We start from the raw sequence: 14930 nt of genomic DNA, 5'->3' as shown, positions 1-14930 counted from the left end.
TGCGGTCGGGGCGGGGGGGCGGCAGCCGCGGTCAGTGCGAGGTGCCGCCGCCGTACGGGGTGCGGGGGTCGGTGGGCCGGGGTGGCGCCTGGGGGTGCGGGGGCATCTGGGGGTGTGGGGACACCGGCGGCTGTTGGGGCTGGGGGTAGCCCTGCGGCGCCGGGGTCGGGGCCGCGTAGGGGGCGGTCCCCTGGGTGGGCGGCTGCGGCGGCGCCGGTCGGTGCTGCTGCGGTTGCTGGTGTTGTTGCTGTTGCTGTTGGCGGCGGGACGGGTCGCGGGAGACCGCGCGGTGCATGACCTCGGCCGCGATCCGCGCCGCGGCCTCGCGGGTGCGGGCCCCCAGCAGCTCGGTGCGGATGGCGCCGCCCGCCGCCAGGTGGCGGTCGTAGGGCAGCGGCAGCACCGCGGCGCCGCCGGCGCCCAGATGCGCGGCGGCCTTGCGGACGTCGACGCCGCTGTCCGGCGAGGAGTGGGTGAGCACCACGACCGCGGTCGGCAGCAGGCCGGGGTGCAGGCCGCCGATCCAGTCCAGTACGGAACGGGTGGCGGCCACGCCCTCCGGGGTCGCCGGGGTGACCAGGACCCGGGCCTGGGTGGTCACCAGCGCGGTGCGCGCGACCTCGGCGGGCAGCGTCTCGCAGTCCACCACCGTGGCGGCGAAGTGCCGGCGCAGGGAGGTCATCAGCACGCGGTAGGCGTCGATGTCCAGGCGGGTGCCGATGGCGCCCTGGCTGCCGGGCAGCAGCCAGCCGCCGCCGGCGAACGGGAGGAGATAGCCCGTCAGATCCGTGATCAGCATCGACGGGTCGAGGATCTGCGCGAGGTCGGAGCCCGACCAGCGGACCTCGCGGGCGCCGAGCCGGTGCGGGAGGGTGCCCAGCGCCGGGTCGGCCTCGACGGCGAGCACCGGGTCGGGGCGGTAGTGCGCGAAGGTCAGCGCGAGCAGGGCGGCGACGGTGGACTTGCCGGCGCCGCCGCGGATGCTGGACACCGCGATCTGCCGGCCGCTGGAGACCGGCTGCTGGATGGCGGACGCGGCCCGGGTCAGGGCGGCGGACTCGGCGGCCGGCGAGGAGGCGAACACCCGGCGCAGGGCCCGGCCGGCGCGCCGGGGCAGCGGGTCACCGCGACGCGGCCGGGGCTGCCCGTCGGCCAACTCGGGCGGCAGCAACGGCACGGAGACGGGCGTGCGCGCGGGCATCCCGGCGCGCCCGTAGGAACCGGGGGCGGGCCCGGGGGCCGGTGCGGGCGCCACCGGGGGCAGCGGGGCGGCTGCCGGGGCCTGGGCCACCGGAGGGGCGGACGGGACCTGCGGGGCGGGCGCCGGAAGCGGGACAGTCGCCGCCGGAGCCGAACTGGCCGGCGCCACGGCCGGGTTGACGGGCGCGGGACCGGGCGCGGGCGCCGCTGGGGACGGGTGCACCGGCGCCGGCGGCGGATCGAACGGAGACGGTCCGGCCGTGACCGGCACCGGTCGGGTCGGCACCGGGGCAGGGGCCGGGCCCGGTGCCGGGGCGGCCGGCGGCATCGGCACCGCGGCGGGCAGCGCGCCCGGCGCCGCACCCGTCGCCGCCGAACCGCCCGCACCGTCGCCGCCGCCGGAACCGCCCGAAGCGGGGGCACCGTTGCCGTTCGCCACGTCCACTACCCTTCCCCCCACGCCTTCCGTGCTCGCCGCAGTCACCGCCCCCGCCTTCCCAACTCCCCCGGCCGGCCGGAACGTTCCCGCGCCGCCTGGTCTTCACAGGAACTCCCCGTCGCCTCCGCCGCCACCGGGCCTCTCCTCGTCACGCGCCACCCAGCAGCGTCCCGTAGAGCCCGAACGCGCCGAGGCCCACCGGGATCAGCGCCACCGTGCTCACCGACTCCACCACGTCCAGCCAGCGCCGCAGCCGGTTGCGCAACGGGTCCGGGAGGCGGACGGCGAGCGCCACCAGGGGCAGCGCCGCCAGCAGCCCGAGCGCGGTCAGGGCGAGCGCCGGGGCGTCGCCGTCCGTCGCGCAGAGCAGAACGAGCCGTACGCACACGGCCGTTCCGGCGGCGAGCAGGGCGAGGACCTGCACGGCCAGGGGGTAGGCGCGGGCCCGGGAGAACAGCACGACGGCGAGCAGCAGGGCGGTGAGCACCGTCCAGGGGCCGGGCGCGCCCGCGACGAGGACGCCGGCCGCGCCGGCGGAGGCGGCCGTCGCCACCGTGGCCGGGGCCAACCCCTGGTGGGTGGCGGCCAGCGCGGCGGCCACCTGGTGGCGGCTGACCGGGGTGCCGCCCGCGTGCTTCTCGTCCCATCCGGTCAGTCCGGCCGTGCGCAGGGCCAGCCGGGGCAGCGCCCCGAGGGCCAGGACGGCGAGGAAGCCGAGGACGACGCCGGTGCGGACCGGGTCGGTCAGGGCCAGCGCCAGCTCCCAACCGGCCACCGCGAGCGCGACCGCGGCCGCGCCGGTGAGGCCGCCGCGCCCCAGCCGGGTGCGGAGGCCGAGCAGCGCCAGGGTGGCCGCGGCGGTGAGTCCGGTGGCGGCGAGCCGGGCGGCGCCGGGCGCGGCCTGCCAGGCGGCGAGGAGGCCGAGGGTGCCGCCGGTCAGCAGCAGGGCGGTGCCGACGGGGCGGCGGCCGGGCGCCGCGGTGAGCGCCGCGCCGCCGCCCGCGCACCCGACGGCCGCGGCGCCCAACCAGGAGGCGGCGTCGGCGCCGTACCAGGTGCTCGCGCAGATCCCGGCGACGGCGGCGAGCAGCACGCTGGCCAGGACCGCGGTCCGGTTCCGGCCGCAGTCGTCCCAGCGCCGGCCGGCGGCGGCCGGGGGGCCGGCGGTGCCGGCGGGTCCCGTCGTGGGCCGGCCGGCGTCGCCGCGCCGGCCCGGGCCCGCGGCCGCACCCGCCGTCCCACTCGTCATGTCCACGCGGCCGTTTCGCACCGCAACACCATACGGGCCCGCCGCCGCGCGCTGTCCACAGCGTCCCGCGCCAACCCGGGCCCCGCGCACGGCAGGTGGGGCAAACCCCCCACTCGCCACCCGACGAACCCCATGGCAGTCGGCCGCGGACCCCGGCAAGCTGGGCGTATGACGGAAAGATCCCAGCGCACTGCCGCCGACGACGCCGAAGGGGTGGCGCTCCCGCCGCCGCGGGCCCCACTCAGCGGCCGGACCTGGCGGGAGATCGGCTATCTGCTGGTCAACCTCCCGCTGGACGTCGCCGCGTTCGCGGTGCTGGTGGTGTGGCTGGTGCTGGGGGCGGGGCTCTCGCTCACCGTCGTCGGACTGCCGCTGCTGGCCTCGGGCCTGATGGCCTGTCGGCTCTACGGGAAGCTGGAGCGGGCCCGGGCGCGCGCCTGGCTCGGGGTGGTGGTGGCCGAGCCGAGCCCGCCGCACGCCCGGGAGCGCGGCTTCTTCGGGTGGCTGTGGGCGCGCCTGACGGACCCGGTGGCCTGGCGGCACGCGCTGTTCGCCGTGGTCCGGCTGCCGTGGGGGATCTTCACCTTCACGGTGACCCTGGTGTCGCTGTTCGTGGCCTGGCCGGTGCTGCCGTGGCTGGCGCGCTGGCTGTCCAACGCGGACCGGGTGATGGTGCGCGGACTGCTGTCCCCGTCCGACGAGTTGGAGCGGCGGATCGCCGAGCTGGAGTCGGACCGGATGGTGGTCACCGACACCGCGGCGGCCGATCTGCGCCGGATCGAGCGGGACCTGCACGACGGCGCGCAGGCCCGGTTGGTGGCGCTCGCCATGGGCCTCGGCCTGGCGAAGGAGAAGCTGCTGGAGGGGCAGGCCGACGAGACCGTGGCGGCGATGGTGGAGGAGGCGCACGGCGAGGTGAAGCTGGCCCTCCAGGAGCTGCGCGACCTGGCCCGCGGCATCCACCCGGCGATCCTCACCGACCGCGGACTGGGGCCCGCGCTGGCCTCGTTGGCCGGGCGCTGCACGGTGCCGGTCACCACCTCCGTGGACCTGGCCGAGCGGCCCGCCCCGGCGATCGAGGGGATCGTCTACTTCACCGTCTCCGAGCTGCTCCAGAACGTCTCCAAGCACAGCGGGGCGCGGCGCGCCTCGGTGGAGGTGTGGCGGTCCCGGGACCGGCTGCTGCTCCAGGTGCACGACGACGGGCGGGGCGGGGCGCGGCTCGACGGCGGCAGCGGGATGGCCGGACTGGCGGACCGACTGGGGGCCGTGGACGGGCTGTTCGTGCTGGACTCGCCGGAGGGCGGGCCGACCCGGGTGACCGCGGAGGTGCCGTGGCGGCAGCGGCCCTCGGGTGCCGCGGAGCGGCGGGGCGCCGGCGGGCGCTGACCGCGGCGGCCGGTGCCGGGGTGGGGAAAACCCCCGGCGGAAGACTGCGAGCAGCCTCATGGCCCGGGCGCCGGCGGTGCCCGACGCTGGACGGAGCCGGCAGGGGCCGGCAGCGCCACCCGGAATCGGCGCCGGGCCGGCGCCGGACGCCACGGCAGAAGGACGACGACGAGACATGGACACCGCGTATCTGGCGCACCCCGCCCACCCGCCGCGGCCCGACGGCCCCCGGGTGCCGGTGGGCCTGCGCGCCCCCTTCGCCGGGCGCACCTGGCGCGAGTTCCTCCACCTCTGTCTGAGCCTGCCGATCGCCTGCCTGACGTTCGGCTACGCGGTCACCGTGGTCGCGCTGAGCGCCGGGCTGCTGATCACGTTCCTGGGCGTCCCGGTGTTGGCCGGCGGGCTGGCCGGCGGCCGGGGGCTGGGCGCGCTGGAACGGGCCCGGGCGCGGGCGCTGTTGGGGCTTCAGGTGGCCGCGCCGGAGCCGCTGCGCCCCGCGAAGCCGGGGCTGATGGCGTGGGTGGGCGCGGTCCTCAAGAGCGGGGCGTCCTGGCGGCATCTGCTCTATGCGTTCCTGGTCTTCCCGTGGGCGCTGTTCGCGTTCGTCCTGGCGGTGACGTTCTGGACGGTGGGGTGGGCGCTGCTGACCTTCCCGCTGTGGTTCTGGCTCGTGCGCCCGTACGCCGCGCTGCCGGGCGTCCAGTTGTGGGGCGACGGCACCACCGTCCTCTATGTGAGCCCGGCGGTGGCGGCCGCGGTGAGCGGCGGGGTCGGGCTGCTGATGGTGCTGGCCGGGCCGTGGCTGTTCCGCGGGCTGACGCAGGTGGACCGGCTGCTGGTGCGCGGGCTGTTGGGACCGTCGTCGCTGGCCACCCGGGTCATCGAGCTGGAGTCGGACCGCGGGGTGGTGGTGGACACCGCCGCCGCCGACCTGCGGCGCATCGAGCGGGACCTGCACGACGGGGCGCAGGCCCGGCTGGCGGCGCTGGCGCTGGATCTGGGGCTGGCCAAGGAGAAGTTGGCGCAGGACCCGCGCGCGGCGGCGGCGATGGTGGACGAGGCGCACGGCGAGGTGAAGATCGCGCTCCAGGAGCTGCGCGACCTGGCCCGCGGCATCCACCCGGCGATCCTCACCGACCGCGGCCTGGGCCCGGCGCTCTCCGCGCTGGCCGGGCGCTGCCCGGTGCCGGTCGCGGTCGAGGTCGACCTGGACCGCCGCCCGGCCGCGGCCATCGAGGGCATGGCCTACTTCACCGTCTCCGAACTGCTCCGGAACGTCGCCGAGCACAGCGGCGCGGACCACGCCGCGGTGGATGTCTGGCACCACGAGGGGGGCGGGCCCGCAGGGCCCTCGGACACGGGCGGTGGTGGGCGACGGGCGGGCAGGCTGATGCTGCTGGTGTCGGACGATGGCCGGGGCGGCGCGAGCACCGCCGCCGGCGGCGGGCTGGCCGGGCTCGCCGAGCGGCTGGCCGCCGTCGACGGCCTGCTGGCGGTGGACTCGCCGGCCGGCGGCCCCACCGTCGTCACCGCCGAGTTGCCCTGGCGCGGCTGACGGCGGCGCGTACGGCCCGCGCGGGTGGGACCGGGACGGGGGTCCGGCCCCACCCGCGCGCGTGCCCCGCTCCCCTACTTCCCCCTCGCCCACCCGCCCCGGTCCGGATGCTGGGATGCTGGGGGCAGCAGGCTGGACCGTAGGGAACGTGCGGAACGTGGGGGGAATCGTCGTCGTGGAGGACAGGGTGCGGGTGGTCATCGCCGAGGACTCGGTGCTGCTGCGGGAAGGGCTGACGCGGTTGCTGACCGACCGCGGGCACGAGGTCGTGGCGGGCGTGGGCGACGGCGAGGCGCTGGTGCGGACGGTGGCCGAGCTGGCCGGCGCGGGCACTCCGCCGGACGTGGTGGTGGCCGACGTGCGGATGCCGCCGACCCACACCGACGAGGGCGTGCGGGCCGCGCTCCGACTGCGCCGGGACCACCCGGAGGTCGGGGTGCTGGTGCTGTCGCAGTACGTCGAGGAGCAGTACGCCACCGAGCTGTTGGCCGGGTCGAGCCGGGGCATCGGCTATCTGCTCAAGGACCGGGTCGCCGAGGTGCGGGAGTTCGTGGACGCGGTGGTCCGGGTGGCCGGCGGCGGCACCGCGCTGGACCCGGAGGTGGTGGCCCAGTTGCTGGGCCGCAGCCGCAAGCAGGACGTGCTGGCCCATCTGACGCCGCGGGAGCGCGAGGTGCTGGGGCTGATGGCCGAGGGCCGGACCAACTCCGCGATCGCCCGGCAGCTCGTGGTCAGCGACGGCGCGGTCGAGAAGCACGTCAGCAACATCTTCCTCAAGCTGGGCCTGACGCCGAGTGACGGGGATCACCGCCGGGTGCTCGCGGTCCTCACCTACCTCAACTCCTAGCGGGCTGACACTCTGTCGGATATCGGCGATGTCCCGATCTGCCGGCGGTCGGGGCCCCGGCGTAGAACGATGGTCCTAGCACCAATGGATGAGGGCGCCGGGTGAGGGAGACGGGGTGACGGGGGCAGTAATTCGATGACAAACCATGACAGAACGGTGTCTCATCCCGGCGTCCATCATGTGACCGGTCCAGGGAAGGGCACCCTTACCCACGTACGATGGTTATGGGACAACCGGTCGGTACGACCCGTCCCACGCCCTGCGTCCGGCGGGGTCGCCGTACCCCTTGAGGGAGGTCCGAAGCAGTGACCAGCCAGGTCAGTAGCACAGCCGAACAGGCCGACGGAGCGCTTGTCGGGGAACAGCGCGCGTCCGGCGACGGCGGCGCGGGCAAGGAGGTCCAGCGCCTGGACCGGGTGATCATCCGGTTCGCCGGCGACTCCGGTGACGGCATGCAGCTCACCGGTGACCGTTTCACGTCCGAGACGGCGTCGTTCGGCAACGACCTGTCGACGCTGCCCAACTTCCCCGCCGAGATCCGCGCCCCCGCCGGCACGCTGCCCGGCGTCTCCAGCTTCCAGCTGCACTTCGCCGACCACGACATCCTCACCCCCGGCGACGCGCCGAACGTCCTGGTGGCGATGAACCCGGCCGCGCTGAAGGCCAACATCGGCGACGTGCCGCGCGGCGCGGAGATCATCGTCAACACCGACGAGTTCACCAAGCGCCCGATGGCGAAGGTCGGCTACGCGACCAACCCGCTGGAGGACGGCACGCTCTCGGCGTACAACGTCCACCCGGTGCCGTTGACGACGCTGACCATCGAGGCGCTCAAGGAGTTCGGGCTCTCCCGCAAGGAGGCCGAGCGCAGCAAGAACATGTTCGCGCTGGGCCTGCTGTCGTGGATGTACCACCGGCCCACCGAGGGGACCGAGAAGTTCCTGCGGGCGAAGTTCGCGAAGAAGCCGGACATCGCGGAGGCGAACGTCACGGCCTTCCGGGCGGGCTGGAACTTCGGCGAGACGACGGAGGACTTCGCCACCTCCTACGAGGTCGCGCCGGCCACCACGGCCTTCCCGACCGGCACCTACCGCAACATCTCCGGCAACCTTGCGCTCTCCTACGGCCTGGTCGCCGCGTCCCACCAGGCCGACCTGCCGCTCTACCTGGGCTCGTACCCGATCACCCCGGCCTCGGACATCCTGCACGAGCTGTCCAAGCACAAGAACTTCGGCGTGCGGACGTTCCAGGCGGAGGACGAGATCGCGGGCATCGGCGCGGCGCTGGGCGCGGCGTTCGGCGGCTCGCTGGCGGTGACCACCACCTCCGGGCCCGGTGTGGCGCTGAAGTCGGAGACCATCGGCCTGGCGGTCAGCCTCGAACTCCCGCTGCTGATCGTCGACATCCAGCGCGGCGGCCCGTCCACCGGCCTGCCCACCAAGACCGAGCAGGCCGACCTGCTGCAGGCGATGTACGGCCGCAACGGCGAGGCGCCGGTGCCGATCGTGGCGCCGAAGACGCCGGCCGACTGCTTCGACGCGGCGCTGGACGCGGCCCGGATCGCGCTCACCTACCGCACCCCGGTCTTCCTGCTCTCCGACGGCTACCTGGCCAACGGCTCGGAGCCCTGGCGGATCCCCGAGGTCGACCAACTCCCCGACCTGCGCGTGCAGTTCGCCAGCGGCCCCAACCACGAGCTGGCGGACGGCACCGAGGTGTTCTGGCCCTACAAGCGCGACCCGGAGAGCCTGGCCCGCCCCTGGGCGCTGCCCGGCACGCCCGGCCTGGAGCACCGCATCGGCGGCATCGAGAAGCAGGACGGCACCGGCAACATCTCCTACGACCCGGCCAACCACGACTTCATGGTCCGCACCCGCCAGGCGAAGGTGGACGGCATCGCCGTCCCCGACGTCGAGGTCGACGACCCCAAGGACGAGTCCGGGAGCGGCGCGGACACCCTGGTGGTGGGCTGGGGTTCCACCTACGGGCCGATCACCGCGGCGGTGCGGCGGGTCCGGGGCGCGGGGCAGCGCATCGCTCAGGCGCACCTGCGCCACCTCAACCCCTTCCCGGGGAATCTCGGCGAGGTCCTCGCGCGTTACGACAAGGTGATCGTGCCGGAGATGAACCTCGGCCAGCTCGCCATGCTGCTGCGCGCGAGGTACCTCGTCGACGCACGCATCCACACCCAGGTCAGCGGGATGCCGTTCAAGGCCGAGCAGCTCGCGGAGGTCTTTAAGGAGGCCATCAATGACTGACACGGCCGCGGCGACGCCCGCGCCGGTCGAGGCGCTCTCCCTGGTGCCCAAGGCCACGGCGAAGCAGTCCATGAAGGACTTCAAGTCGGACCAGGAAGTGCGCTGGTGCCCCGGCTGCGGCGACTACGCCGTCCTCGCCGCCGTCCAGGGCTTCATGCCGGAGCTCGGCCTGGCGAAGGAGAACATCGTCTTCGTCTCCGGCATCGGCTGCTCCTCCCGCTTCCCGTACTACATGAACACCTACGGGATGCACTCCATCCACGGCCGCGCCCCGGCCATCGCCAGCGGGCTGGCGTCCTCGCGCCGCGACCTGTCGGTGTGGGTGGTCACCGGCGACGGCGACGCCCTCTCCATCGGCGGCAACCACCTCATCCACGCCCTGCGGCGCAACGTCAACCTCAAGATCCTGCTGTTCAACAACCGGATCTACGGGCTGACCAAGGGCCAGTACAGCCCCACCTCCGAGCTCGGCAAGATCACCAAGTCGACGCCGATGGGCTCGCTGGACGCGCCGTTCAACCCGGTCTCGCTGGCGCTGGGTGCCGAGGCGTCCTTCGTGGCCCGCACCGTCGACTCCGACCGCAAGCACCTCACCTCGGTGCTGCGCGCGGCCGCCGCCCACCCGGGCACGGCCCTGGTGGAGATCTACCAGAACTGCAACATCTTCAACGACGGTGCCTTCGAGGCGCTCAAGGACAAGGACCAGGCGCAGGAGGCGGTGATCCGGCTGGAGCACGGGCAGCCGATCCGGTTCGGCGCCCCCGCGGCCGACGGCCTCGGCGCCAAGGGCGTCGTCCGCGACCCGGCCACCGGCGACCTCAAGGTCATCGACGTCACCGAGGAGGGCGCCGACGCCGTGCTGGTGCACGACGCGCACAGCCCCTCCCCCACCACGGCCTTCGCGCTGTCCCGGATCGCCGACCCCGACACCCTCTACCGCACCCCGATCGGCGTGCTGCGGGACGTCGAGCGGCCGGTCTACGACGCGTTGATGGCCGAGCAGTTGGACACCGCCGTCGAGCAGAAGGGCAAGGGCGACCTGTCCGCCCTGCTGGCCGGCAGCGACACCTGGACGGTCGTCGGCTAGCCGCACACCCGGGCCGGATCAGGCCACACCCCCGGCGGGTGTCCGCAGCGAGCGCGCAGGCGCGCTCCGGCGGGCGCCCGCCGCGGCGTTGAGGGGGGGGCACGGGCCACGCCCCACCGACCCGCCCCTGATGTCATGACCGTATTTCGGAACGCGCATGACATCAGGGGCGGGCGGCGCTACCTTGCACAGGATCGACCGCACCCTCTGGAGGGCCCCTTGCCGTCTCGAACCGACCAGCGCGCGGGCCTGTCGTACGGCCTCGCCGCCTACACCATGTGGGGCCTACTGCCGCTCTACTGGCACCTGTTGGACGCCGCCGCGCCGGCCGAGATCCTGGCCCACCGCATGGCCTGGTCGCTCCCGGTGGCCCTGGTCATCCTGGCCGCGCTGCGCCGCTGGTCCTGGATCCGCCCGCTGCTGCGCCAGCCCAAGAGGCTCGGGCTGGTGCTGGTCTGCGCCGTGGTGATCTCGCTGAACTGGTTCCTCTACATCTGGGCGGTCAACACCGGGCACGTCCTGGAAGCCTCGCTCGGCTACTTCATCAACCCGCTGGTGAGCATCGCGTTCGGGGTGCTGGTGCTGCGCGAGCGGCTGCGGCCCCTCCAGTGGGCAGCGGTGGGCGTCGGCACCCTGGCCGTGGTCGTGATGACCGTCGCCTACGGGCGGATGCCCTGGATCGCGCTCGGGCTGGCGCTGTCGTTCGCCACGTACGGGCTGGTGAAGAAGGGCATCAAGCTGGACGGCATCGAGGGCTTCAGCGCCGAGACCGCGCTCCAGGCACTGCCGGCGCTGGGCTTCCTGATCTACCTGGGCGTGCGCGGGCAGTCCGTGTTCGTCAGCGGCGGGACCGGGCAGGCGCTGCTGCTGGCGGGGTGCGGCGTCGCGACCGCGGTGCCGCTGATCTGCTTTGGCGCCTCGGCGGTGCGGCTGCCGCTGACCACCCTCGGGATGCTCCAGTACCTGGCGCCGACCTTCCAGTTCCTGCTGGGGCTCACGGTCTTCCACGAGGAGATGCCGGCCGAGCGCTGGGCCGGCTTCGTGCTGGTCTGGGCCGCGCTGGCGATGCTGACCTGGGACGCGCTGCGGACCGCCCGACGGGGGCGGGCCGCGCTGGCCGCCGCGGGGGCACTGGCGGGCGAGAAGGCGGCGACGGAGGCGGCGGGGGTCGGGCGCGCCGCGGCGGAGCCGGCGGCTCCTTCGGCCGCCGCCCCGCCGGCCGGCGCCGGGGAGGCGGGCCGGTAAGCCGCCGGGCGCGGGCGGGCGGCGGGCGGCGGGCCGGGTCAAGCCGTCAGGTCGTGATGTCGCGGGTGGTGAACCGCGCCCAGGCCGCCGACCCGAACACCGCGGCGTAGAGCGCCTGGAGGCCGAGGTCCCGCCAGATCCCGTCCCAGTAGACCGGGTCGCGGAGCAGGTCGGCGAAGGACAGCCAGTAGTGCGGGAAGAGGTACGGCTGGACGGCCTGGAGCTGCGGTATGCCGTCCAGGATCTGGGCGGTGAGCACCAGGCCGACCGTCGTGGCCATGGCGGCGACGCCGCTGTCGGTGAGGGTGGAGACGAACAGGCCGAGGGCCGCCACCCCGAGCAGCGAGAGCGCCACGACGCCCGCGACGGCCAGCGCCCGCAGCAGCCCCTCGCCGAAGGATATGGACGTCCCCGACAGCAGCGTCACCTTGCCCAGGGGGAACAGCAGCGCGCCGGTGATCAGCGCGGAGAGCGCCACGACGAGGGTGCCCAGCACGCAGAACGCCATGATCGTGGCGAACTTGGCGAGCAGCAGGCGGCCGCGGCCGGCGGGGGCGACGAGGAGGTAGCGCAGCGTCCCGGTGTGCGCCTCGCCGGCGACCGCGTCGCCCGCGATCACCCCGACCGCCATCGGCAGGAACACCGGCAGCGTCACCGCGAGGGCGGTGAAGACGAGGAAGAGGCCGTTGCCGGCGATCCCGGCGAGGAACGCCGGGCCGCGGTCGTCGCCGGAGCCCCGGGTCTGGATCCGCACGGCGATGCCGACCAGGACCGGGACGGCGGCCAGCACCGCCAGCAGGACCAGGGTGCGCCAGCGCCGGAACGTCGTGGCGAGCTCGCTGCGCAGCAACTCCGGTGACCAGCGCGCCCGGTGGGCCCGGCGCGCCTCCGACGAGGGCGAGGGTGCGGGCGGGGGTGGTGGCGGGGGCACCATCGCCGCCACCACCCCGGCCCGTCGCGCCGGTCGCTCCGCCATCTCATCCCGCGACATCGAACCCCTCCCCGGTGAGCTGGACGAAGACGTCCTCCAGGGACGCTCGTTCGGTGCCGAAGGCCCGGACCCGGACCCCGGCGCGGACCAGCGCGGCGTTCAGCTCCGCCGGGTCCGGTGGCGTGGAGTCGGCCGCCGGCGCCGCGCCCCGGGGCACGGCCGCGGGCAGTTCGCCCATGACGCGGTCGCCGTCGGCCCGCAGCCCGGTCAGGCCGCGCTCCCCGAGCACCCGGATCGCCTCGGCGGGATCGGGCGTGGCCACCACCAGCCGGGCGCGGGCGGCCGGGCCGAGCACGGTGGAGGTGAGGCCGGCGACCGGGCCCTGGACGACCAGCCGGCCCCGGGCCATCACCGCGGCATGGGTGCAGACCTGCTCGATCTCGTCGAGGAGGTGGGAGGAGAGGAAGACCGTGGTGCCGTCCGCCGCCAACTCCCGTACCAGGGTGCGGATCTCCCGCATGCCCTGCGGGTCCAGGCCGTTGGTCGGCTCGTCCAGCACCAGCAGTTCGCGCGGCTGGAGCAGGGCGGCGGCCAGCCCCAGGCGCTGCTTCATGCCGAGGGAGTAGGCGCGCGCCTTCTTGCCGGCCGCGGTGGCCAGGCCCACCCGCTCCAGCGCCCGGCCGACCCGCTCGCTCCGGGTGCGGGGGTCGGCCGCCGGGTCGGCGGCGTCGAACCGGCGCAGGTTGTCCCGGCCGCTGAGGAAGCCGTAGAGCGCCGGGCCCTCGATGAGCGCGCCGACCCTGGGCAGCACCTGGCGGACCGCGCCGGGCATCGTCCGCCCGAGGACCCGGGCGGTGCCGGCGGTCGGCTCGATCAGCCCCATCAGCATCCGGATGGTGGTGGTCTTGCCGGAGCCGTTGGGGCCGAGGAACCCGAAGACGCTGCCGCGCGGCACGGCGAGGTCCAGGCCGTCCACCGCGGGCCGGCCGCCGCGGTAGGTCTTGGTCAGCCCGCGGGTCTCGATCACCCGCTCCGCGTCCCGCGGCGCCGCGTGCTCCTCGTCCGCGGATGGTGGTGATGGCATGGTCCCCCCAACTCCTCGCGCATGACGGCCCCTTGGGGTCACGCCCCTGTGGAGCACCCGACAGGGCGTGCGGACCGTTCACCGGCCCGTGTGGACCGCGTACGGGCCGCGCCGTGCCCCCGGGCGGGGGACGCGGCGCGGCCCAGCCGCCGCCCCTGGCCCGTTACTTCTTCGCGGCGTCGGCCGCGGCTATCAGGGCCTGCTTGTCGACGGCGCCCACATAGACCGTGCCGTCGTCGGTGAGCAGGGCGTTGACCAGTCGGGTGCTGAAGAGGTGGCCGGAGCCGAACGAGCCGGTCACCTTGGAGCCCAGGCTGTCCATCAGCTTGCCGGCCTCGCCCTTGGCGAGCTGGTCCTTGCCGCCGGGCCCGCCGGGGGCCTTGAGGGTGGCGATGGACGTCCAGCCCTCGCCGAGCACATGGAACCCGCCGACGTCCTGCGAACCCTTGTGGTCCTTGAGGCCGTTGAGGTCGCCGAGGTCCTTGCCGTGCTGGCGGGCGGCCTTGCCCGCGGCCCCCTCGCCGTTCTCCACCTTGGCGCCCTTGGGCGGCGTGAAGGCGAAGGTGTCCGCGGCCGGGCGGGCGAAGTCGACGCGGGTGTAGCCGACGTCGATCGCGGCCGGGCCGCCGCTCTTGGGGGTGAGGGTGAACTTCAGCGGGACGCCGTTGGCGGCGTCCACCGCGACCCGGATCGAACCGACCGTGGAGCCGGCCTGCTTGGGCGTGAGGACGAGTTGGTACGCGTCCCGCCCGGCGACCTTGGCGGTGTCGCCGACCGTCACCGAGGTGGTGTCCCCGGCCGCCTTCAGCGCCTGCTTGGCGAGCTCCTGCGGGGTGGCGTTCTGCACGTCCTTGGGCAGGTCGCGCGGGGTGCCGTGGTGGGCGCCCTTGGGGGCGGTGTGGTGCACGACGGTGTTGCTGCCGCTGTCGTACGCCCAGACGTCCTTGCCGTTGTGGATGAGGGTGTAGTCGGCGGACTGGCCCACGAGCGACACCCGCTGCTTCTCGGGGCCGTCGGCGGCGACCCGCAGGGTGTGCGTCCCGGACGCCAGCTCGGTCAACTTGCTCTGCGGCGAGGCGGAAGCGCCCGCTCCGCCGCCCTTCACGCCGCCGCCGAAGCCGCCGGCACCCACGCCGCCCGGCAGGGCGGGCAGGCCGAGGTCGGTGGTGACCTGGACCGTGCCGGAGAGCTGCTGGACGTCGGACTTGGCGATCTTCGCTATCAGGTCCTGGGCGGAGATCTTCGGCAGATCCGGGGAACCGGATCCGGCGAACGCCGGGACCAGCCCGATCGTCGCGGCCGTCACCCCCGCCACCGCGACCGGCACGGCGTACCGCACCGCCTTACGGCGCTTCGCGGAGCGCCCGCCGTCCCATTCCCCGGCGACCTCAGTCGGTTCGTTCCCTACCATCTGGCCTACCTCCGTCGTGTGCGGCGGTGTGGTGTCGCGCACGCTCCCCCAGCAGGCGCTGGTGTGCCCCAGTCCGCCGGACCATGATGGCCCGCTCCGCCGCTTCGTGGTGTTTCCATCCCACCAAATCTCGCGCACGACAGCGTCAACCCGCAGGGCCAACTCCGCGTACTGCTGTGGGATGACACCGGAGCACCGCCCGGCGGCACACGTACGACCGCGGGCGCAGCACCCC

The 14930-nt window shown here is 74.8% G+C and carries 11 protein-coding genes; 6 read left to right on the top strand and 5 right to left on the bottom strand.

Annotation, left to right across the window (positions count from 1 at the left end):
* Positions 1-31: 31 nt before the first annotated feature.
* Together PV796_RS21870 and PV796_RS21865 are read right to left on the bottom strand one after the other, a co-directional pair.
* Complete coding sequence (locus tag PV796_RS21870) at positions 32-1639, bottom strand: hypothetical protein (RefSeq protein WP_274915027.1); 1608 nt, start codon at positions 1637-1639, stop codon at positions 32-34.
* Between the two features lie 148 nt (positions 1640-1787).
* A complete protein-coding gene (locus PV796_RS21865) occupies positions 1788-2909 on the bottom strand; it encodes a secretion protein snm4 (RefSeq protein ID WP_274915026.1) in 1122 nt (373 codons plus the stop codon).
* Positions 2910-3056: 147 nt separating this feature from the next.
* On the opposite strand from PV796_RS21865, the gene PV796_RS21860 reads away from it, so the two are divergent.
* The 6 genes from PV796_RS21860 (at position 3057) to rarD (ending at position 11269) form a co-directional block, all read left to right on the top strand.
* The gene (locus tag PV796_RS21860; RefSeq protein WP_274915025.1) at positions 3057-4277 is read left to right on the top strand and encodes a sensor histidine kinase; all 1221 of its coding nucleotides are present in this window, start codon (positions 3057-3059) and stop codon (positions 4275-4277) included.
* A 175-nt stretch (positions 4278-4452) separates the two neighbouring features.
* Positions 4453-5832, top strand: coding sequence for a sensor histidine kinase (locus PV796_RS21855; RefSeq protein ID WP_274915024.1), 1380 nt, complete (start codon positions 4453-4455; stop codon positions 5830-5832).
* A 187-nt stretch (positions 5833-6019) separates the two neighbouring features.
* The gene (locus tag PV796_RS21850; RefSeq protein ID WP_342456964.1) at positions 6020-6679 is read left to right on the top strand and encodes a response regulator transcription factor; all 660 of its coding nucleotides are present in this window, start codon (positions 6020-6022) and stop codon (positions 6677-6679) included.
* 305 nt (positions 6680-6984) lie between these two features.
* On the top strand, positions 6985-8937 hold the full coding sequence (locus tag PV796_RS21845; RefSeq protein WP_274915023.1) for a 2-oxoacid:acceptor oxidoreductase subunit alpha: 1953 nt from the start codon (positions 6985-6987) through the stop codon (positions 8935-8937).
* Positions 8930-10024, top strand: coding sequence for a 2-oxoacid:ferredoxin oxidoreductase subunit beta (locus tag PV796_RS21840; protein WP_274915022.1), 1095 nt, complete (start codon positions 8930-8932; stop codon positions 10022-10024). The genes PV796_RS21845 and PV796_RS21840 overlap by 8 nt, the downstream gene beginning before the upstream one ends.
* A 219-nt stretch (positions 10025-10243) precedes the next feature.
* Positions 10244-11269, top strand: a complete 1026-nt coding sequence (gene rarD / locus PV796_RS21835) for an EamA family transporter RarD (RefSeq protein ID WP_274915020.1) — start codon at positions 10244-10246, stop codon at positions 11267-11269.
* Between the two features lie 46 nt (positions 11270-11315).
* Here rarD and PV796_RS21830 read toward each other — a convergent pair whose 3' ends face one another.
* The 3 genes from PV796_RS21830 to PV796_RS21820 form a co-directional block, all read right to left on the bottom strand.
* Positions 11316-12260, bottom strand: coding sequence for an ABC transporter permease (locus PV796_RS21830; protein ID WP_446750616.1), 945 nt, complete (start codon positions 12258-12260; stop codon positions 11316-11318).
* Positions 12247-13284, bottom strand: coding sequence for an ABC transporter ATP-binding protein (locus PV796_RS21825; protein ID WP_274915018.1), 1038 nt, complete (start codon positions 13282-13284; stop codon positions 12247-12249). The genes PV796_RS21830 and PV796_RS21825 overlap by 14 nt, the downstream gene beginning before the upstream one ends.
* 163 nt (positions 13285-13447) lie before the next feature.
* Entirely contained in the window at positions 13448-14695 is a 1248-nt protein-coding gene (locus tag PV796_RS21820; protein ID WP_274915016.1) for a LolA family protein, read from the bottom strand.
* Positions 14696-14930: the final 235 nt, after the last annotated feature.

Origin of the sequence: Streptomyces sp. WZ-12 (assembly GCF_028898845.1) — a bacterium.
In the GTDB taxonomy this organism is placed as follows: Bacteria; Actinomycetota; Actinomycetes; order Streptomycetales; family Streptomycetaceae; genus Streptomyces.
This window is presented reverse-complemented; position numbering and strand designations above follow the sequence as displayed.